We start from the raw sequence: 20,173 nt of genomic DNA on the forward strand, positions 1-20,173 counted from the left end.
AGCCACCTGGCTCCGATTGGAGCGTTACCCTGCAGCAACGAGGTATCCCGAACCTTCAGGAAAGCGTAAAAGCGAAAAATGGGACGGCACTTCTTATCCTGTACAGGGCTTGCGCCCAAAAATAAAAAAAAACATATTTTATTAAAGCTTTTTCTCCCCTTTTGTAAAGAACCTAAAACATAATACCTACTTCATGTTAAAATACTATTTTAGGGCGATTTAAAAACAAACACAAATAATGAAGCTTCCCATTAAACTACTGGCAATATTGCCGCTTCTTTCATTAAACGTTTTAGCTCAGCAAAAAACACAGCTTTTTTCTGTTAAAACAGCAAAGCCTGTAGATCAGGTGAACGTTTTTTTAGGATCTTCAGCAGATCATGGGCAGATGTCGCCAGCTGCATCGGCCCCTTTTAGCATGTTGAGTATTGGCCCTCAAACTTATCCTAAAACACACACCGGTTACGAGTACCTGGCTAAGAAATTTGAAGGCTTTACCCACAACCGTTTCGAAGGAGTAGGCTGTCAGGGCTCGGGTGGTAATATTTTCATCAAACCATTTTTAGGCAGTGACCCGGCGAAGTCAGAACTAATTAAGGTCTCTGAAAAAGCAAGTCCGGGTTATTATGAAGTAGGTTTTGAAAATAAAATTAAAGCCAGTTTTACCGTATCGGGCAAAGCGGGAAAACATGCATACCAATTCCCGAAAGGAGAAAAAGGTTTTTACCTCGATTTGGGTTATGCCTTTAACGGTGCTTTTGTATCCGAATCGCACGAGGTAAATGGTAATGCCCTAAGCGGATGGATTACCTCGAAAACAACTTGTGGCGCGGGTAAATACAAGTTGTTTTATTACATGGAAATCGGCGATAATGTATCATGGAAAGTAATCGGCGATCATAAAATGATTACCATGCTCAAAGGGGAGGTAACTTCGGTAGAAATCAACATTGCACTTTCTTCGGTAAGCGTTGAGGCCGCAAAAGCTTCTATCAATAAAAATGCTTTTAATACAGTAAAAGAACAAAGCAAAGCCGATTGGAACACAAATCTTTCTAAAATTGCTGTAAATGGTGATCTGGAAAGTGCAAAACTATTCTATTCGCTTTTATACCGTACCATGCAGTCACCTTATGTAATTTCCGAAGCTGATGGGACATATCGCAATACGAAGGGTGAAATTCAGAAAGATAAAGAAATCCGCTACAACGGCTGGGCCATTTGGGACAATTACCGTACGCAGTTGCCTTTGCTTTCATTAATCGAACAAGATAGGTATGCTGGCATGGTCAGTTCTATCGCTGACCTCTATAACTCGGGCAAAAAAGATTATGCCGGGCAAAATGAGCCATCAAATACCGTGCGTTCTGAACATGCCATTGTGGTTTTGCTTGATGCCTATCGCAAGGGTTATCCGGTAGATTTTAACAAAATTGCCGATTCGTTAGTGAAAGAGGTAAATGGCCTGGATTACAAATCTCCAGATAAAGCACTGGAATCGAGTTACGATAACTGGGCATTGGCAGAAATCTTTAAGATTTTAAAGAATAAAGAAAAATCTGACTTTTATCTTGATAAAGCGCTTGAATACAAGAAATATTGGAATAAGGATTTTAAAGATATGAGCAAAAATGATGTCGATCGTATGCAGGCCCGTGGTTTATACCAGGGTACCATCTGGCAATATCGATGGTTCGTGCCTTATGATTTTAAGGGATTGATTGAATTGGACGGGGGAGAGGAATCTTATCTGGCAAAACTCGACGAATTTTTTGTGCGTGATTTATACAACCATGCCAATGAACCAGATTTGCAGGTACCATTGATGTATAATGTTACCAAGTCTGGTTATAAATCGCAATATTGGATGCATCAATTGGCAGCTGATACCGTAATCCAAAATTATTTTAACGATAACAGCCGCGGAATCGGTAGTTATATCGGTAAAATTTACAGAAACCAGCCGCATGCCTATCTGCGTACGATGGACGATGATGCCGGTGCGATGAGTGCCTGGTATGTGTTTGCGGCAAGTGGTTTTTCTCCTGCCTGTGTAGGGTGGCCGATTTATTATTTAAATGTGCCTTTATTTCCATCGCTAAGCTATAACCTGCCAAAAGGAAAAACATTTACCATCGAAACTGAAAATTTTAGCTTGAAAAACAAATATATCAAGGCCGTTTTTCTTAACGGAAAGCCTTTCAAAAAGAACTTTATCACGCAAGAAGATATCAATGCAGGAGGGGTGCTGAAAATCATTGCTTCGGCCGTTCCGGTTAAAATTTCGGATACCGAAAACTGGATTTCGGGTCTTGGAAAATAATTTTAAAAAAGTTACAAAAAGCTGCAAACTTATTCCATATAATCCTGTTGTTCTAGTATAAATTTCAAGATCATGGCACCTTTAAAATTAAGCGAAGAACAACATGCTACATTAAGCAATAGAAACACATTAGAACAAATTAACGAACAACCTTTAGAACTTCATCCAGAAGCCTATAAAGTAAAAGGCCCATCTCCCGAAAAGATGAAGACGGTATCATCTTCATTAAGGAATTACGCCCATGGTTTATACGGGTTGTTGTAAAACGCCTCCAATAAAATCTCATCATACCAGATTATATAAAGCAGCCAGGACTTAAAAAAAACCTGGCTGCTTTTTTATAGCCATAAACTGTAGATCTTTTTACATATCATCGTTCTAAACAGTTTTGTGTTAGTGAACCTAATCAAAAGAGCTCGTGTTGCAAAACAGATGCCGAAAGATGTTAAGACAAACTCAATTCCTTTTCAATTCCAAATGCATACCTTACGCTTATGAAACAGAGTGCCGGAATATTGCTCTTCAGAAGAAAAGATCAGCAGGTAGAATTTTTTCTGGTTCATCCGGGTGGACCGTTCTTTGCCAAAAAAGATATTGGCTTTTGGACAGTACCTAAGGGGGAATTAAATGAAGGTGAAGAAGCTTTAACGGCTGCCATCCGCGAATTTAAAGAAGAAACAGGTCAAAGCTTAACCGGCGACTTTATTGAATTAACTGCAGTTGTGCAAAAGGGGGGTAAAAAAGTATTGTGCTGGGCTGTGGAAGGAGATCTTGATCCTTCTACAATTGTTAGTAATACTTTCGAAATAGAATGGCCGCCGCGATCGGGTAAAAAGCAAAGTTTTGCTGAAATAGACAAAGCCGAATGGTTTGCCTACAATAATGCCATTAAACACATTAACGAAAAGCAGGTCGCTTTGCTCGATGAATTAAAATCCAAACTAAGCTGTTAATTCAAAGTGTGAAATTTCCTTCTCAGCACCGTTAATAATCATCGAAACCTGATGATCGCCTAGATGAAATTTACGCGTGGTAATTAACACAAATTTTTGTTTTCTGATTATGTTTATTGTGGCTCCTGCAGGATAAATTCTTTCGGAAATTTTATACACTTTTTTGGTGTTCTGGCCGTTTTGCTTTTTATAGTAAATGGCGTATTCCAACCTCACTTTTTGTTCAGTCGGATTTTCGTTTAGAATAGAAAATGAAAACTCCAGACTTTCGCCAATTTTGACCTGAGGTGTTAAGATTTTGAAATCTTTTAATAAAATCCCTGCATCATCTAAGCCATAATGTTTAAGGATATCGACATGGCCTTGTTTAAGTAATGTACGGCTGCCATGTTTAATAATGGCATCGGTTTCGGCACCCAAGCCCGACCAGTTTTTAGCAACATTTAAAACAACCTGAGGGTGATCTTTTGCAATATCATTTAAGCTATTGGCTACGCTCCGCCTTACATATTCTGATGGATCTTTTTTAAGGTTTTCCAGTATGGGTAAAATGGATGTCGGGTCTTTTTTTAGAAAGGGGATACCCATGGCCCAGGGTAAACGCGGACGACTTCCTTCACTGGCGAGCCTTCTTACTTTATGGCTTTCGTGCAGCGACCATTGCTGCATCTTTAAAATCATCTCATTTCCGTATTTTAAAATGAAAGGACGAACGGCAAATTCGCAGCTTACAAACTGCGTAACATATTCGAGTGCCTCAACCGAACCTTCAAAATCATCTATACCATAGGTTTCGATATAATCAGGTAAAAACATATAAGTCAGGCTATCTTCTCCAATACCCTGAAGCCTTAATTGTGCGATAGTTTTTTTAATCAACGCTATCGTTTGAGGGTAATCTTCGGGTAAAAAATCATGTAATACGTTCGAGGTATGTTTCATCCGCTCTTTTAATTCTTTTGATCCGAAGTCAGCAGTGAAAACGTTTTTAATAAATTTTCCTTTATCGAAACCTGGAACAGTAACCGTTAATGCATGGGCTAATCTATCGTAAAAGGCTGGAGAATATAAATCTTTAAGCGGGCTGGCCATATGATCTGATAATTACAAAGTGGAAGATTATTTTAATGTGGCGCTAATTTACTAAAAATATTAGCATATTAAGGCGGCTAATTCAAATATTTACTTCATCGTATCATTTTTACATGGGGTTTAAGAATTTCAGCTTTTTCTTTGGCACATTTGCTTTATAAAAAAAAGAAATGAATACAACAAAAATAGGTTGGATCGGGTTAGGGAATATGGGTATCCCAATGGCAGAGCAATTGATAAAAGCAGATTATACAGTTATTGTCTATAACAGGAGCAAGGATAAAGAAGCTTCGTTGAAAGAAATGGGCGCATTAATCGCCGAAACACCTAAAGAGCTGATTGTAGCTACTGATGTGGTAATCGTTATGGTTTCTGACGATGCCGCAATAGAACAGATTTTTAAGGGAGAAGAAGGTCTTTTTAGTATAGAAACTTCGGGTAAGATCATCATCAATATGAGCACGGTTTCTCCTTCAATTTCAAAAGAAGTGGCTAAACAGTGTAAAGCAAAAGGAAACTTTTATTTAGATGCGCCGGTTTCAGGGAGTGTAAAGCAGGCAGAAACCGGTCAATTGGTTATCATGGTTGGCGGTGAAGAAGCTGCTTTTAATCAGGTAAAAACGATTTTGGAAAAAATGGGCAAACTTGCCAAACTTGTCGGCGGTAATGGCGCAGGCAACAGCGCAAAACTGGCCATCAATTCGCTTTTGGCCTTATATGCACAAGGCCTGGCTGAAACCGTTTTGTTTGCGAATGAACAGGGGATTAAAACAGAAGACTTATTAGAATTGATCAATAATGCAGCCATTGGCAATATTTTTACCAAAATTAAAGGTGATGCCATTATTGCGGATCATTACAAAGCTGCTTTTGCACTTAAACATATTGTAAAAGATCTGAACCTGGCCAAAGCAGAAGGGATTTCATCACCATTGGCTAAAACAGCACTAAATACTTTCGAAGATGCAGCTGCAAAATATGGAGAAGAGGATATTATCGCAGTAATTAAACAACTTAAGGGATAAAAAATTACTGTAATAATCAATAAGGATCATAGCTGAAAATACCATTTTAAAGAGGCATTTTCCGCTATTCTGATAGATTGCATTAGTTGTACTTTATTTAACCGTCAAAAGTGCTGTATAGAATAATTGCCGGTATAATTAAACCATCAGGAGATAATATTCCTGATGATTAATGAATGATGGTGTTTTAATTAAACCCACTGTTGAATAGATACGGTTATATCCTGCATTATTCAACAGCATTTTTTGCGATTGCCTAACAGAGAAACTGCTCTTTTTAATCTTAGAAATTAGTAAGTATATCCTTGCTATATACACTACTTATTTGCAAGTTTTGCTTAGGTGTTAAGCTTAAATCAATATCAAGATAGGAGAGAAGCAGGTCAGTAGGGATCTGGTCAAATAGTCCAGGATAAATACGTTTAAATAGCGATATTCTGTTTTCAGTATTCTGCAGTCTAAATAAGATGTTTCTATTGTTTGCATCAGATATGGCAGTTTGGAGAAGATAAGTATTAAATAATGAATCAAGAACAGGGTACCATTCGCAGCCTTCCTCCAGTTCAGTTTGGTCTATCAAAAAAACGATAGTATCCTTTATGGCAAAAAGATTGAAGTTACCGTCTGCTTGTTCAAAACCGTTCGGGATATATACGCTACCTTTCGTGCCCAACCATATATTGGCCTGCTCGGCCTCTTCATTCACTAAATAGACATTAACCAGGCCATCTGCTACAATTATAATGTTATCATTAGCAACTGAACTGTTTGGCTTAAAAAGCGTTTTTCCTTTGCGAATGCTCAGAAAAGCTGTATGTCTGTACATAAAGCGAATAGCTGCTCTATCTTTCTTCCGATCTAACAATGGAAGAAATACCTTTAAAAAATATTTGATGTAGCCTACTTCCATGTTGATTTAATTAAGTTTTGTAATTAACATATTGATTTGATTTGTTTTTTTACTGGGTAAATCGCATCTACAAACCGATCATGCTCAAAGGCTCAAATCCTCACCCGAATTAACAGGGGTATAATTCCTTGTCAGTTATCAATCATCGGCTCTTTCTCCTTCGTAGGTTTTAATGCCACTGCATGTTATGGGGTAAGACCAGTCGAAAACTAATTTATCTACCCGAAACAACAGCTTTGGAACATCTTCGCACATCAATAAATCGATTTAGTAATTTTTGTGCGGCGATCGTTTTTTTTGGTATTGTGCTAATCTTACTTAAGATCGGCTACAACTAAATTCTGTATTAAAAATTAATTTTCCTCTGATTTTGATCAAGCCTTATCTTGATCTTACTCATTGCTAAAACTGGGCAGCAATGTGAGCGGAATGATAGGTTTCCAAGTGGATATTCCAGATAAGTATGTGCTAATTTTTCATCATCATTAAAGAGTTAATATTCAGTACAATGATATTGTTGCCTTCTTTTTCAATAAGTCTTTCTTTGGTAAAATCGCCTAGTACACGGCTCAGGGTTTCGCTTGCAATACCCACCAAGCAGGCCAGGTCGGATCTTGGAAGCATAAAACTGCCGTTGTCAGCATCATGTCCAGATCTGCTCAGTCCTATAATAGCCTTGGCAATTCTTTTACGTACAGAGTAATAAGCAATATCGAGCAGCCTTTCATCACGTTCGCTTAAGGTTTGAGCTAAATCTTTGGCAAAAACACTGAATATTTCTGGATAACTGGAAATTAAATGCTGCACTTCTGCAAATGGGATGGTCAGTATTTCGGCACTATCAATGGCTTCTGCAATTTCTTTGTTTTCGGCACCTAATAATGCTCCCTGCAATCCAAAATATTCATGCGGGCCATAAATGCCGGTAATGAGGACATTACCTGCCGTATCGGTCACATAAGTTTTAATTTTTCCAGATAAAATATAATGTAATCCCAACGCCCGTCTTTCTCCCCTGTAATAAAGTATCTGGTTTTTCTTAAAGTGTCTGGGTAAACTTCCTTCAAACCTGGATCTTAACCACGACATGTCATCTCTGCTGTTGTGGATATTTCTTAACTGCAAGTTCTGCTTTAAAAATAATTCATGTTGCAGTCTTTTTTTTCTAAGCCTCACCTCCACCTGGTTAAGAAGTTCCCCATCATCAAAAGGGTTCATCAAGTAGCCATCTGCTCCGAGTTCCATCACCCTTCGCGCAAGATCATAATCTTTATCGTTTAATAGCATAATAAAGTTGATCCCTGCAGTTTCCATAAATTTGTTAGCTACACGTAATATGCCAAACCCATCTATTTCTGCAACGTTTATTCCTGAAATAATTACATCTACCGGGTTTTTTCTGATAATGTCGATTGCCTGTTTACCGCTACCCGTCGATTTTACATGATATTTGCCGATTTTAAGTATTTCGGTGATTTTTATTCTTAAATCAAAATCCTCTAGTATAACCAAGATTTTAGATCCCTCCATTTAAATTTTATATTTAATCCTAAAGAAAATAAGTTCCTTTGGGATAAGTAAAAAAGGTATTGAACCTTGTTTCCGGACCTGGTATTTGCATGATTAAAGCCTCCCTTAGATATTAACCATGGACCGCTCAAAAAAGAAGATAGACAATTGGTGTCGGTTCAGGGGATTTTAAATATAGAGCCTAATTTTTTTCTTTGGTTAAACTCATCATTTATTGGAGAATCTTTGACAGAACCGACGGGTATGGGTATATCGTTGTATAATAGACTGAAAATCTTCATTTATGTTTTTTTATTTAGAATATCCTCCAAAACAGAACGGTTTCGAGTAACATCAGTAAGAAAGAAGTTAATCACTATACTGAAAATTATATAGGTCGGCATATTAAAAAAACTGTACATTTTTTTAACATAATTTTTTATGAAAAGCATTTTTTTTAGGTTTTTATAGGTATTAATAGACAAATATCCAATAAAAATGAGCATAAATATGCATAACTATATTGATAATTGTCAAATTGATTGTTGATTGTGGTCAATAACGGAACATTTAGTGTTTTTTAGGGGCTATTTAGGTAAGGCGATCTGGTACTATTATTTATATGGAATGTGTACAGCTGCATATGTATAATATGTAATTGTTTAAATTTAATCTATTTAAATATAAAGTTAAATAACTTGATTGTTTAAAACGATTCTTAATTATTCTTTGGCACAATGATGCTTGTGTGCTGTGTAAGTGAGTAGTAAAGATTAAAGGATGAGGTACTGCCTACAAAAACAACCGGACTGCTTATGGTAACAGAATCTGATTTTTCGAAAGGATTATCGTTTTTTGTGTTGTTTAAACAATGCTGAATATCAGCATCGATCCGGTTAATTGAAGTGAATGTGGTTAAAAGACAGCAGCTTGCGAATAAATGGAAAGATAGGTAACTAAACTGGAACATCCTGATGTGAAAAAGAACAATCCAAAGGCAAAGCAAAAGCGTAAGTGAGATGCAGATTAATAAAATAGACATTTTCATTTCCTGGAAACCGATCAGCGCAGGTAAAAATGCGAATGGCAATAGACCGATGACAAAAGCGGCGTTTCTGGTACGCCTTATGGTAGAAGTATCGCAGATCCAGGAGTGCACAATAAAGGATATTGTGATAATTAAAGGCAAAAGGACTAAAAGAGCTGATTTTTCCAAATAGCTTAATCCCCTCTGCGAGGACGCCAGGTCGCCAAAATCGTAAAGGGTAAAGATTTCAATATTAAAACTAGCAAAAAAATAATCTTCTCCAAAGCCGATCAATAGCACAAGGAAAACGGTTGTTAATATCAGGTAAGTAATAAACAAGGTTGAAATGTTGTTCGTTTTATCTGCCATCTTAATTATAATTAGATTGCGTAGGGTAAGGGTAAACGGAAATAGGCGACATAAGATAGATTTCGATTCCCAAATCTGCTTAAGCCTTACCTTATATCCATTGATAAGAATTAATGCGATTATTGATTGTTGTCAAATCATTCTATTCGAGCGTTGTTTATACTTTCTAGATCTGTTTGGATTAATAAAACTGTCTGGTTCTAAAGATGCAATACCTACTTGTCGGGCTTTAAGTAATAAATAATATTTAATTCATTAATAATGAGCTATTTAATTGTTTTTTTTGAAAAATAATAAACATAATATTTGTATCGTACGAAAAACATCGTACCTTTGGGATATGAAAAGTAATCAAACTGAAAATAATCTGCCTGAACCCACTAAAGCTGAATTAGAAATTCTTCAGGTATTATGGGAATTCGGGCCATCTACAGTTCGGTTTGTAAACGATAAATTGAACGAACAGCGGGAGGTGAATTATACCTCAACTTTAAAGCAGATGCAGATCTTAACCGAAAAAGGAATATTAAAACGTGATGAAAGCCAAATGAAGCACATTTATATTCCTGTTGAGGCTGAAGAGAAAACCAAAGTACAGTTGTTAGACCGTTTTGTTAATACCTTATATAAAGGATCTGCCTCACAGTTAATGATGCAGCTTCTGGGTAACGAAAAAACCTCTAAACAGGAAATAGAAGAGATAAAGCGGCTATTGGATAGCATGGAATAATTAATAATAACAGATTCTAAAGAGCTATAATGATGGAATTTAAGTTAATTAACCTTTTACCCGAAAACTGGCTTCATGCCCTTGGTGCTACTTTATTCCACTCGCTATGGCTTGGGGTAATATTGGCCTTGCTTGCCGGTTTGGTTATGTTTACTACCCGAAAAGCGAGCGCGGCGATGCGTTATAACCTCCTCACCATATGTTTGGCCCTGTTTGTTGTGGCCGTATTCTTCACCTTTTACAAAGAACTGCAAAAACCTATAGGTTCTATAGCTGATCAGGTCGCGATTAATCTTCCTAGCAGGGCTACCGATCAACCCGTAATTGCAAACGTTCAGCACGATATGTATTCGGGACTGAACAAAATTCTTTCTTTATGGAATGCCTATGCTTATCAGATTGTACTGGTCTGGTTTTTGATTATATGCGGAAAAAGCATTCAGTTAATGGTAGGTTTAAATGGTGTATATCATTTGCGTAAACATAAAACCTATGCTGCAGGTAAAAAGTGGGATGAAAAGTTAGCTATGCTAGCCGAAAAATTAGGTTTAAGTCAACCGGTTAAAATCATGCAATCAGGTATTGCGCAGGCGCCAATGGTTGTGGGGCATTTTAAACCCTTAATTCTGATTCCATTAGGTTTGCTTACCGGCCTGTCAAATGCAGAAGTTGAGGCTATTCTTTCTCACGAACTGGCCCACATTAAACGCAAAGATTACCTGGTAAACCTATTGCAAAGCTTTATAGAAATCGTTTTCTTCTTTAACCCAGCGGTACTTTGGGTATCACAATTAATAAAAACAGAACGCGAACATTGCTGTGATGATTTGGCCATTACCTGTGTAAGCGATCGCAAAAACTACGTTCAGGCCCTCATATTCTGTCAGGAGTTTAAGCAGCGTGCACCTGCTTATGCCATGGCGATAACGGGTAAGAAAGGTAGCCTGCTGCATAGAGCAAGCAGGATGTTATTCAATACCAATTCAACTTTAAACAAAATGGAAAAAACAATATTAACCATCGCCCTGGTATCGGTTGTGGTTTGCTGTGCTGCGTTCAAGAGCGTGGGCAATGCAAAAACAGTTACCAGAAAAAAAATATCCACTTCAATACAAATTTTACAGGATACAGCGAAAAAAGCTAAGCCTGTTGAAGGGAAATCTGACGATCAATTGGAAAGGGAAATCAATTCGAAAGTGGATCGTCAATTAAAACAGTTGGCAGAAAATGAGAAAATTAAACGCAATGAAACAGCAGAAGATGTGAAAGCAAGAATTGCTGATCAGCAAGCCAGAAAAGACGATGCTAGAAAGGCAGTAGCGGATGAGCAAATGCGGAAAGAAGACGCCAAAGCCAGAATTGCAGATGAAAAACGCCGTATCGCCGACGAGAAATTTGCTAAAGAAGATGCTAGATTTGCTAAAGAGGATGCAAAATGGGCCAAGGAAGATGCCAAGTGGGCAAAAGAGGTTGATAAATGGGCAAAGGAAGACGCTAAATGGACCCAGGATGATAAAGAGGGTAGAGGAAACCGTGTACCAAGAGCACCACGTCCGCCGCGCCCACCTAGAGCACCAAAGGCACCCCGTGCTGCATATGCTGTACCGCCGGCACCGCCGTTGCCTTCGGTTCCATCAACTCCAACTAATCCACCAGCTCCACCTACGCCTCCAACCCCACCTCTATATAACCAAAAAACAAGTACCAGAACAGGTGTACAGCGTACGGTTACCTCGAAAACCGTAACCAACGGAGATGGACACGATTATACCAACGAAATCAATCAGCAATTGATGAAAGATGGCATTATTACCAGTACCAATAAATTGTCGTACAAACTCAGTAAAGACGATTTAATTGTAAATGGCGTAAAACAAAATGCTGATGTACAGAAAAAATACAAGCAAAGGTTTTTGAAAAACGATAAGCATTCGCTGATGTATAATTTCCTGATAGAAAACAATAAAAACTAAGTTCTAAAAGCGCTAACCCAATTCACATCATGAAATTTAAGCTCATGGCTTTTTTAGCCGTATGGATGAATATTGCCCTTACCTTTGCTCAAGCCCAAACTCCTCCATCGAAAATTTACGGCCGTGTATTGGATGCCGATGGAAAAAATATAGAATTTGCCACAGCTGCACTGCTTAAAGATTCGGTATTGGTTAAAACGACCTTCACCGAAAAGGATGGACTGTTTAGTTTCAATAAGCTCAGTTATGGAAAATACCTCATCAAGGTATCGGTTGTAGGTTCGCCTATTTATCAAACCGATACCTTGGTTTTAACTGCCAATCGCGCTGTGATCAATTTGGCCGACATCAAGATCAAAGCTGGAGCAACCAATTTAAAAGATGTGAATATTTCGGGTCAGAAAGCTTTTGTAGAGCGGAAAATAGACCGTACTGTTGTCAATGTTGATGCTTTGATCTCCAATGCAGGCACAACCGCAATGGATGTGCTGAGCAAATCGCCTGGGGTAAATGTAGATCAGAATGGGGTAATCTCGCTCAAAGGCAAGAGTGGGGTGGCCATTTTTATTGATGATAAACCAACTTATTTATCGGGTGCCGACCTTGATAATTACCTGCGTTCGTTGCCTTCCTCTTCACTTGATCAGATTGAACTGATGACCAATCCACCTGCCAAGTACGATGCTGCTGGCAATGGAGGCGTAATCAATATCAAAACCAAGAAAACCAAAATCGCTGGGTTTAATGGAGGCATTAACCTGAGTTTGAACCAGGGGGAGTTAAGTCGCTCGAACAATAGTTTTAACTTTAATTACCGCAAGGATAAGCTTAACATTTTTGGTAACCTGAGTTATAATTTAAATAACAGTTTTACTGATCTTGATCTGAACCGTAAGTATAAAAATGATGATGGTAGTGCCAAATCCTACTTTAATCAAAACTCTTATTTCCGCAGGCATGGCAATACTTTTAATTTGAAAACAGGGCTTGATTATTATGCATCAGACCGCACAACCTGGGGCGTTGTACTTACCGGAATGAACCGGATTTCCAAACAGGTAAACAACAATACCAGTAATTTGTCTAATGCGTCAATGCAGTTAGATTCGGTCATCAGGGCTGAAAATATCGATCAGATCAAATACCAGAATGCGGGTGTAAATTTAAATTACAGGCACAAATTTAAGCAGGCAGGACGAGAATTGACCTTTGATGCCGATTATCTGCTTTACAGAAATCAAACCGATCAAACTTACTACAACTTCAGTTACCTGCCCAGCGGAGCCTTAAAATACCAGGATATTTTAACAGGTAACCTCCCTTCAAATATTGATATCTATACCGCTAAAGCCGATTATTCACATCCACTGGAAAATAAGTGGAAGCTTGATGCGGGTGTTAAAACCGCTTATACCAAAACCGATAATATTGCCGATTACTTTAATACCGCAAACGGGAAAACCAGTGCCGATTATGAAAAGAGCAATCACTTTTTATATGAGGAGAATATCAATGCGGTTTATCTGAATATGAGCAGAGAAGGGAAGCGGTTTTCGCTCCAGGCTGGCTTGAGGTATGAAAATACGCTTTCTAATGGGCACCAATTAGGCAATTTGATCAAACCCGATTCGAGTTTTAAAAGAACCTATAACAGTTTATTTCCAACACTTTATTTCTCCTATAAACTCGATACTGCAGGAAACAATCAACTGGGACTGAATTATGGAAGAAGGATCGATCGGCCGTATTATCAGGACCTTAATCCATTCTTTTCTCCCTTGGATAAGTTTACTTATTACGTTGGCAATCCTTTTTTAAAGCCTTCATTTACACAAAGTATCGAACTTTCTCATACTTATAAAAATAAGATTACCACAACATTTGGTTACAGCTGGGTGAGAGATGAGGTGAACGAAACCATCGAAATTTTAAATGGCACCTATTACAGCAGACCAGCAAATGTGGGCAAAACGAGAGTGGCCAATGTTTCGGTAAATGCGGAGATCAACCTCACGAAATGGGTTAAACTAAATAGCTACATGGAATTCGCGAAAATAGTTTCGAAGACTGATTTTTATACGGGGTTTTTGGTTACCAATGGTAGTTACTTTAGGGCAAATCCTAATCTGCAATTTAAAATTAGCCCGAGCTGGAATGCTGAGGTAAATATGAGTTACCAGAGTAAACTATCTAATGTACAGTTTTTATTGGGTGAAGTACATGAGTTCGGTGCAGCGGTGCAGAAAAAACTTTCAGCAAAAAGTACGTTGAAATTAACCGCTAATGACATTTTCAGAACCCGGATTTATAATGGTATAATCAATAATCTGGCAAACACAGAAGCAAACTGGGTTAACCGTCAGGATTCGAGATCGGTTGTAGTGAGTTATAATTACCGTTTTGGTAAAGCTTTTTCTTCGCCGGCTAAACACGAGTCTTCTGGTGCGGATGCAGAAAAGAACAGGGTGAAGAATTAATGGAACAATTCGTCATCCCGACTGGCGCACAGCGAATGGAGGGATCTATAGAATTGATCATTTTTTTGAACAGCAGTGTCTGTGGTGCTTCGGTTCCGATAATCCCGCCCTTGGCTTAATCCCTTTGAATCCCGATGTAAAATCGGGAGGAACAACGCTGCTGGTCGGGTTTATTTACCCTGCATAGTAGCACTGTTTAAGTTTTTTAAACCCGATCTGAGCGGGATGCCGATTCCTTCTAATTGGCAGAAGCGGGAGCGGGGCTGGTTTAACCTAAAAGCTCCCTCAATTGCTTTCCAAAAAAAAATACAAGTGATAGGTCGTCATCCCGACTAGAGCAAAGTGTAATGGAGGATAAGCGCTTGATAAGCGTTGTCAACTTACTAGCGACATGGCGATTAAAAGTTTACAACGCTATCTTTCCCTTACACAAACTGGTTTAATACTAAAACCCCAATAAGCCCTAAAACAGAAACCAGGCTTTCCATCATGGTCCAGGTGCTGAAAGTTTCTTTCAGGCTTAGGTTAAAGTATTCTTTAAACATCCAGAAACCTGTATCGTTTACGTGAGAAAACATTAAACTCCCTGCGCCGACCGATAAAACCATTAACTCTGGCGGTGTACCGGGGCCAATTAGCGGCAATACCATACCCGAAGCGGTTAGTGCGGCCACTGTTGCTGAACCCAGGGTTATCCTCAGTGATGCGGTGATCAACCAGGCGAGTAATAATGGCGATAAATTTAGACCGCCAGTAAGCTGTTTTACGGTTTCGCCCATACCACTATCGATCAAAATCTGTTTAAAGGCGCCACCTGCTGCAATAATGAGGATAATCATGGCAACACTCTTAACACCCTCAGCGCACGATTCCATTGCTTTTGTAATGGAAGTTTTTTGAACCGCTAAAGCAATAATAACCGAAATTAATAAGGCAGCGGTAGGATCGGCTAAAAATATAAACAGCGGTTTACCGATATAATCGAATTTAAAACTACTCCCTATGGTCCCCGCGATAATTAAAAATACTGGCAACAATGCGGTAGTGAAACTCCTTGAAGCGGAAGGAAGGTTTTCTTCTTCGTTGATACTGAAGTGCTGAAGAGTTACCGATTGATCGCGTTTGAGAATCAACCGTGGGAAATAGATTCCGGCAATAACTGCAATAGGTACACTTAAAGTTAAACCGTAAATTAATGTTTTACCAATATCGGCATGGAAAATACCAGCTAAAGCAACCGGGCCAGGGTGGGGCGGTAAAAAACCATGTGTTACCGAAAGGGCTGTGGCCATTGGTATGCCGATGTATAATTTTGATAGTCCTGTTGTGGCAGAAATGGCAAAAACCAAAGGGATTAACACCACAAAACCTGCATTGTAAAACAAAGGAATCCCCACCAATAAACCGGTTAACAGCACAGCCCATTGAATGTTCTTTTTGCCAAAGGCCCCGATCAATATGAAAACGATCTTTTTTGCCGATCCACTATCTTCAATCAATTTGCCCATCATCGCACCGAGTGCCAAAACCATTACCATGCTGCCCAGCGTACTGCCTATACCATTGCTGATAGAGCTCATTACCTTTGTGGCGGGCATGCCCAATAAAAGACCTGTAATAATCGCCACAGCAATTAGGGCAATCATTGGGTTGATCTTTTTCAAGATCAGCACGAAAAGCAACAGGATGCCGAAGAGTAGGATAAGTAATGACATTTGGTTAGGGCTTAGGTAATGTGATTAGATGTAGCTTTTAACACGGATGCACACAGATAAACACTGATTTTAATATTATCTGTCTCTATCCTTTTTATCTGTGGTTAATTTTCATTTTTTTTTTAGCGCTTTTTACTTTTTAACAGTAATGGTTCTGCCGGTAACGAGATGAAACTCGTAAACCCGGTATAGGCCATCGTCGCTAATCTCTATATTTTCTACCAGGCCGGTTTTGCTAAAAGTATCGGTTACCATATCGCCAATTTTTACATCTTGTAGAATATCGTTAGGTGTATCGTTGTTTAATCTAATCATAATCGTAAAAGTATCAATTATTAGTAAAACTTGTAGGATTGTTTTAATCCGTTGTTGAGCGTGTGCAACTTGAATAGTAATGAGATAATATTTAAGCCTCATACTTGGTGTTATGTTAAAGATCAACTTGCTTTGTGGCTCCAATCATCAAAAGAGAAAGCTTGGTAATGATGCAACGCAGTGGTTCGGTTCCAAAGAACGGTCGTTATGCCCGCGCAGGTGGGAATCTTAAAGCTTATGGCATTACGATTCCTTGTTATTTACTTTTATGAATAAATCATTCTTGAGTTCCAAAAAGCGCAGAGACAATCATCAAAAGAGAAAGCTGGTGATGATGCAACGCAATGGTTCGTGAAGACACGAACCACGGATCAATTTACTGTTCTGTGTGCTCTGTGCCTTTCTCTGTTTGCTCGGTGGTTAATACCTACCGCTCACCGCTTAACTTTCCGTCCTTAAAATCTTTAATGGTGGTTGATTCAGTATACTCCTGGTGCTTAATACCCCTGTAATTACCACGAGCAATACAATTGAACCAAATAACAATACAGTTGGTATAAATGGAGGTAAGAAGGTTGCATCAAAAGTGAATTTAGCTAATGCCCAGCTTCCGCCGATGGCTAAAACTAATCCGGCACCTGCGGCAAAAGCCCCTAAAAAGAAATATTCAATCGCGTTTATTGCTAAAATCTGCTTTCTGCTTGCACCCATGGTCCGCAATAAAATACTTTCTTTTATCCGCTGGTTTTTACTGGTTAATACCGAAGATATTAAAACAATCCAACCGGTAACCATGCTAAAGCCAGCCATAAACTGAATTACAAAACCGATTTTGCTTAATAGCTCATCTAAAAGTTTTAATACCAGATCTAAATCGATGACTGAAACATTTGGAAATTTTTGCACAACTTCTCCCTGAAAACGAGCTGAAACTTCGCCCGATGGTACCCGGGTCATCAACACATGAAACTGTGGTGCTTCTTCTAATACCCCTGCCGGAAAAACAACCCTGAAATTGGTCTGCATCCTGCTCCAGTTTACTTCCCTCAAACTTCCAACAACTGTTGGAATCATCATACCCTGCACATTAAAAAGAATTTTATCATTCAGCTCAACATGAATCTGCTGGGCATAACGCTGATCTAAAGAAATATAAACCGTTTCATTAGGTTTTATTTTCCCTGTCCATTTGCCTGCTGTAATTTTCTCTGCTGCGGTTAAAGTATCCTGATAGGTAGCCCTGATTTCGTTGCGGTAAGCCCTTCTGTTATTGGTATCTGCACTGGCTTTCTTTCCGTTAATTTCTTCAATCCGCATGGTAATTACAGGCACCTGGTTCATTAGCGGCAATTTGAAAGCTTTGGTTAAACTGTCTAATCTCTCCTTTTGTGTATTCTGGATATCGAACATCACCATATTGGGCTGGTTGGCGCCTGATGAAAGTGTAACGCGACTCATTAATATCCCCTGAACAAAAAACAGGGTGCAGATAAATGCAGTTGATAAACCTATAGAAACGGTAAGCATCAAGGTTTGGTTATTCGGACGGTAGAGGTTAGCAAAGCCCTGTCGCCATAAATAACTGGATGAATTGGGTAAGAGTTTTCTTACCAGGAACATCAATAGTTTAGAAAGTATAATCAACAGAACAAAAGCAATGGCAATACTTGCAGTAAAAGCCAGCGTTTGTATCCATGTTTTCATCTGCAAGTGCGTAAAAGCCGTAATAAAAACCGCCATAAGCAGATACACCAACCAGGTTAGCGGATCTCTTTTTCCAGTTGCTTTTTCGAAAGATATGCGGATGGCATTTAATGGCGAAATTCTTCTAACGGATAGGAGTGAGGGAAGGGCGAAGAGGACCGAGATGATCAGACCCAGTAACAGCCCTTGACCAACAGCAGGCCATGAAACCTGTATGGTGATCTCCACAGGTAAAAAATCTTTTAGTACCAAAGGGAGCAAGAACTGTATTCCCGTACCCAGAACGGCCCCTAAAACAGAGGCGATTAAGCCAATGAAAAAGACCTGGATAAGGTAGATTAAAAAGGCATGACGTGATTTTAACCCTAAACACCTAAGCGTGGCAATAGCACTTAACTTTTCCTGGATGTATACATGGGTAGCACTACCTACGCCAACGCAACCCAGCAGCAAAGCGATAAAACCAGATAAAGCTAGAAAACGGTTTACATCTTTAAACGATCTTCCGGTCTGTTCTTTTCTCGATTCAACTGTATCGGCATCAAAACCTTCTTTTTCTAATTTGCTGTCCTGCTTTTTTACCCATTCATCTATCTTGGACGGATCGTTGTACCTGAAATAAAATTTATTGTTGATCCGGCTTCCGGTTTTAATGAGATTGGTTTTATCGAGGATTTGTAATGGAATATAAACGGTAGGCGCAATACTTGCACCAATACCGGTTTGGCCTGGAGCTTTGGTTAAAGTGCCCAATATGTTGAAATTGAGATCGCCTATTTTTACCGAATCGCCAACTTTTGCATTAAACTGTAGCATTAGGGTTTGATCTACCAATGCATTTCTTCCCGATTGAAAATGTTTTGCTGCGGCTAAAGGAATGGTTTCTATTGTACCATAATAGGGGTAATTTCCCTCTAGTGCTTTCATCTGTACCAAACGGCTGCCCCCGCCTCTCTGGAAATAGATCATCGAAGCAAAGGTTTTCTCTTGCGATCGCTCATCGCCAAGTGTATCGAGCATTTTTTGCATCGCTTTGCTTACACCCTTCCGGCTATCTAAAACCAGATCGGCTCCTGTAAGTTCCTTTGCCTGTGCATCGATATCCTTTTGCAGGTTATCTTTAAACGAATAAACTGCAACAAGTGCGGCAATGCCCAAAACGATGGATGAGATAAAGAGCAATAAACGTGCACGGTTTTTCCTGCTATCACGCCAGGCCATTTTAAACAGCCACGAAAACTTAATAGATTGTTTTGGGATGGTATTAGGCATAAGTAGGGTTTTCGTCTGAAATGATTACGCCACCTTTAATTTTAATACTCCTTGTCGTTCTGGCAGCCAGTTCAAGATCATGTGTTACAATGATCAATGTGGTTCCGGCATCTTTATTTAAATCAAAAAGCAATTTGATCACTTTTTCGCTGGTTTCTGCATCAAGGTTTCCGGTAGGTTCATCTGCAAAAAGAATAGCAGGTTGGTTCGAAAATGCCCTTGCCAGCGAAACGCGCTGTTGCTCACCACCTGATAATTGTACGGGATAGTGATGTGAACGGTCGGCCAGGCCAACTTTATCCAGCAGTTCTAGTGCATGAGCGCGGATGTTTTTTGCTCCCCTTAATTCTAAAGGTACCATTACATTTTCGAGTGCAGTTAAAGTGGGCAACAGCTGAAAGTTCTGAAAAATGAAACCCACATATTGATTTCTGATCGCCGCCCTTTCATCTTCATTCAGTTGCTCTAAAGCAATACCATTCAGTTCAACCGTTCCGCTGCTGGCCCTGTCCAACCCGGCACATAAACCAAGTAAGGTTGTTTTTCCGCTTCCCGAAGGACCAGTTATTGCCACAGTTGAGCCTGCTGCTATCGAAAAATTAATGTTATCCAAAACGGTGAGTTCCCGTCCGGCACTTTGGTAAATTTTGCTTACATTTCGGATGTTCAATATGCTTTCCAATAGCTGAATTTTTAGGGTTTGCGTATAGATTGTGGCCAAACATAACCAGGCACTGCCTGTAAGATAATGGTTTAAACAATAATTAGATATAGATTAA

Annotated in this window: 15 protein-coding genes; 7 read left to right on the forward strand and 8 right to left on the reverse strand. The window is 39.1% G+C overall.

The window, feature by feature from the left end; genetic code table 11:
- Nucleotides 1–238 precede the first annotated feature (238 nt).
- From EYS08_RS03370 to EYS08_RS03380, 3 genes are all read left to right on the forward strand, one after another.
- Nucleotides 239–2,323, forward strand: coding sequence for a glycoside hydrolase domain-containing protein (locus EYS08_RS03370; protein WP_131028441.1), 2,085 nt, complete (start codon nt 239–241; stop codon nt 2,321–2,323).
- A 72-nt stretch (nt 2,324–2,395) separates the two neighbouring features.
- Complete coding sequence (locus EYS08_RS03375; RefSeq protein WP_029275841.1) at nt 2,396–2,587, forward strand: hypothetical protein; 192 nt, start codon at nt 2,396–2,398, stop codon at nt 2,585–2,587.
- A 230-nt stretch (nt 2,588–2,817) separates the two neighbouring features.
- Nucleotides 2,818–3,276 (forward strand): NUDIX domain-containing protein, encoded by a 459-nt coding sequence (locus EYS08_RS03380; RefSeq protein WP_131028442.1) that lies wholly within the window; start codon nt 2,818–2,820, stop codon nt 3,274–3,276.
- On the opposite strand, the gene EYS08_RS03385 is transcribed toward EYS08_RS03380, so the two are convergent.
- Nucleotides 3,265–4,368: a DNA alkylation repair protein gene (locus EYS08_RS03385; protein ID WP_131028443.1), complete on the reverse strand. Its 1,104-nt coding sequence runs from the start codon at nt 4,366–4,368 to the stop codon at nt 3,265–3,267. The genes EYS08_RS03380 and EYS08_RS03385 overlap by 12 nt on opposite strands.
- Nucleotides 4,369–4,538: 170 nt before the next feature.
- Between EYS08_RS03385 and EYS08_RS03390 the strand changes: the two genes are divergently transcribed.
- Nucleotides 4,539–5,393: an NAD(P)-dependent oxidoreductase gene (locus tag EYS08_RS03390; RefSeq protein WP_131028444.1), complete on the forward strand. Its 855-nt coding sequence runs from the start codon at nt 4,539–4,541 to the stop codon at nt 5,391–5,393.
- 283 nt (nt 5,394–5,676) lie between these two features.
- On the opposite strand, the gene EYS08_RS03395 is transcribed toward EYS08_RS03390, so the two are convergent.
- The 3 genes from EYS08_RS03395 to EYS08_RS03405 all read right to left on the reverse strand — a co-directional run bounded on the left by EYS08_RS03395 (nt 5,677) and on the right by EYS08_RS03405 (nt 9,208).
- A complete protein-coding gene (locus tag EYS08_RS03395) occupies nt 5,677–6,303 on the reverse strand; it encodes a hypothetical protein (RefSeq protein WP_131028445.1) in 627 nt (208 codons plus the stop codon).
- A 468-nt stretch (nt 6,304–6,771) separates the two neighbouring features.
- Complete coding sequence (locus EYS08_RS03400) at nt 6,772–7,833, reverse strand: response regulator (protein ID WP_131028446.1); 1,062 nt, start codon at nt 7,831–7,833, stop codon at nt 6,772–6,774.
- A gap of 697 nt (nt 7,834–8,530) precedes the next feature.
- On the reverse strand, nt 8,531–9,208 hold the full coding sequence (locus EYS08_RS03405) for a hypothetical protein (RefSeq protein ID WP_131028447.1): 678 nt from the start codon (nt 9,206–9,208) through the stop codon (nt 8,531–8,533).
- 340 nt (nt 9,209–9,548) lie between these two features.
- On the opposite strand from EYS08_RS03405, the gene EYS08_RS03410 reads away from it, so the two are divergent.
- From EYS08_RS03410 to EYS08_RS03420, 3 genes are read left to right on the forward strand one after another with little or no spacing between them, the layout of a single operon-like run.
- Nucleotides 9,549–9,938, forward strand: a complete 390-nt coding sequence (locus EYS08_RS03410) for a BlaI/MecI/CopY family transcriptional regulator (protein WP_029275844.1) — start codon at nt 9,549–9,551, stop codon at nt 9,936–9,938.
- A gap of 29 nt (nt 9,939–9,967) precedes the next feature.
- Entirely contained in the window at nt 9,968–11,911 is a 1,944-nt protein-coding gene (locus tag EYS08_RS03415; RefSeq protein WP_131028448.1) for a M56 family metallopeptidase, read from the forward strand.
- A gap of 29 nt (nt 11,912–11,940) precedes the next feature.
- The gene (locus EYS08_RS03420; RefSeq protein WP_131028449.1) at nt 11,941–14,388 is read left to right on the forward strand and encodes a TonB-dependent receptor; all 2,448 of its coding nucleotides are present in this window, start codon (nt 11,941–11,943) and stop codon (nt 14,386–14,388) included.
- A gap of 425 nt (nt 14,389–14,813) precedes the next feature.
- Here EYS08_RS03420 and EYS08_RS03425 read toward each other — a convergent pair whose 3' ends face one another.
- From EYS08_RS03425 to EYS08_RS03440, 4 genes are all read right to left on the reverse strand, one after another.
- Nucleotides 14,814–16,103 (reverse strand): gluconate:H+ symporter, encoded by a 1,290-nt coding sequence (locus EYS08_RS03425; RefSeq protein WP_131028450.1) that lies wholly within the window; start codon nt 16,101–16,103, stop codon nt 14,814–14,816.
- A 132-nt stretch (nt 16,104–16,235) separates the two neighbouring features.
- Nucleotides 16,236–16,418: a hypothetical protein gene (locus tag EYS08_RS03430; protein ID WP_121282208.1), complete on the reverse strand. Its 183-nt coding sequence runs from the start codon at nt 16,416–16,418 to the stop codon at nt 16,236–16,238.
- 441 nt (nt 16,419–16,859) lie between these two features.
- Nucleotides 16,860–19,394: an ABC transporter permease gene (locus EYS08_RS03435; RefSeq protein ID WP_131028451.1), complete on the reverse strand. Its 2,535-nt coding sequence runs from the start codon at nt 19,392–19,394 to the stop codon at nt 16,860–16,862.
- Nucleotides 19,387–20,076, reverse strand: a complete 690-nt coding sequence (locus EYS08_RS03440) for an ABC transporter ATP-binding protein (RefSeq protein ID WP_131028452.1) — start codon at nt 20,074–20,076, stop codon at nt 19,387–19,389. The genes EYS08_RS03435 and EYS08_RS03440 overlap by 8 nt, the downstream gene beginning before the upstream one ends.
- Nucleotides 20,077–20,173: the final 97 nt, after the last annotated feature.

The organism is Pedobacter kyonggii, from assembly GCF_004310665.1.
Classification (GTDB): domain Bacteria; phylum Bacteroidota; class Bacteroidia; order Sphingobacteriales; family Sphingobacteriaceae; genus Pedobacter; species Pedobacter kyonggii.

Bases quoted from the DNA above. Each gene is read 5' to 3' on its own strand.
- EYS08_RS03370 (WP_131028441.1), top strand. From the start codon at position 239: ATGAAGCTTCCCATTAAACTACTGGCAATATTGCCGCTTCTTTCATTA.
- EYS08_RS03375 (WP_029275841.1), top strand. From the start codon at position 2,396: ATGGCACCTTTAAAATTAAGCGAAGAACAACATGCTACATTAAGCAAT.
- EYS08_RS03380 (WP_131028442.1), top strand. From the start codon at position 2,818: ATGAAACAGAGTGCCGGAATATTGCTCTTCAGAAGAAAAGATCAGCAG.
- EYS08_RS03385 (WP_131028443.1), bottom strand. From the start codon at position 4,368: ATGGCCAGCCCGCTTAAAGATTTATATTCTCCAGCCTTTTACGATAGA.
- EYS08_RS03390 (WP_131028444.1), top strand. From the start codon at position 4,539: ATGAATACAACAAAAATAGGTTGGATCGGGTTAGGGAATATGGGTATC.
- EYS08_RS03395 (WP_131028445.1), bottom strand. From the start codon at position 6,303: ATGGAAGTAGGCTACATCAAATATTTTTTAAAGGTATTTCTTCCATTG.
- EYS08_RS03400 (WP_131028446.1), bottom strand. From the start codon at position 7,833: ATGGAGGGATCTAAAATCTTGGTTATACTAGAGGATTTTGATTTAAGA.
- EYS08_RS03405 (WP_131028447.1), bottom strand. From the start codon at position 9,208: ATGGCAGATAAAACGAACAACATTTCAACCTTGTTTATTACTTACCTG.
- EYS08_RS03410 (WP_029275844.1), top strand. From the start codon at position 9,549: ATGAAAAGTAATCAAACTGAAAATAATCTGCCTGAACCCACTAAAGCT.
- EYS08_RS03415 (WP_131028448.1), top strand. From the start codon at position 9,968: ATGATGGAATTTAAGTTAATTAACCTTTTACCCGAAAACTGGCTTCAT.
- EYS08_RS03420 (WP_131028449.1), top strand. From the start codon at position 11,941: ATGAAATTTAAGCTCATGGCTTTTTTAGCCGTATGGATGAATATTGCC.
- EYS08_RS03425 (WP_131028450.1), bottom strand. From the start codon at position 16,103: ATGTCATTACTTATCCTACTCTTCGGCATCCTGTTGCTTTTCGTGCTG.
- EYS08_RS03430 (WP_121282208.1), bottom strand. From the start codon at position 16,418: ATGATTAGATTAAACAACGATACACCTAACGATATTCTACAAGATGTA.
- EYS08_RS03435 (WP_131028451.1), bottom strand. From the start codon at position 19,394: ATGCCTAATACCATCCCAAAACAATCTATTAAGTTTTCGTGGCTGTTT.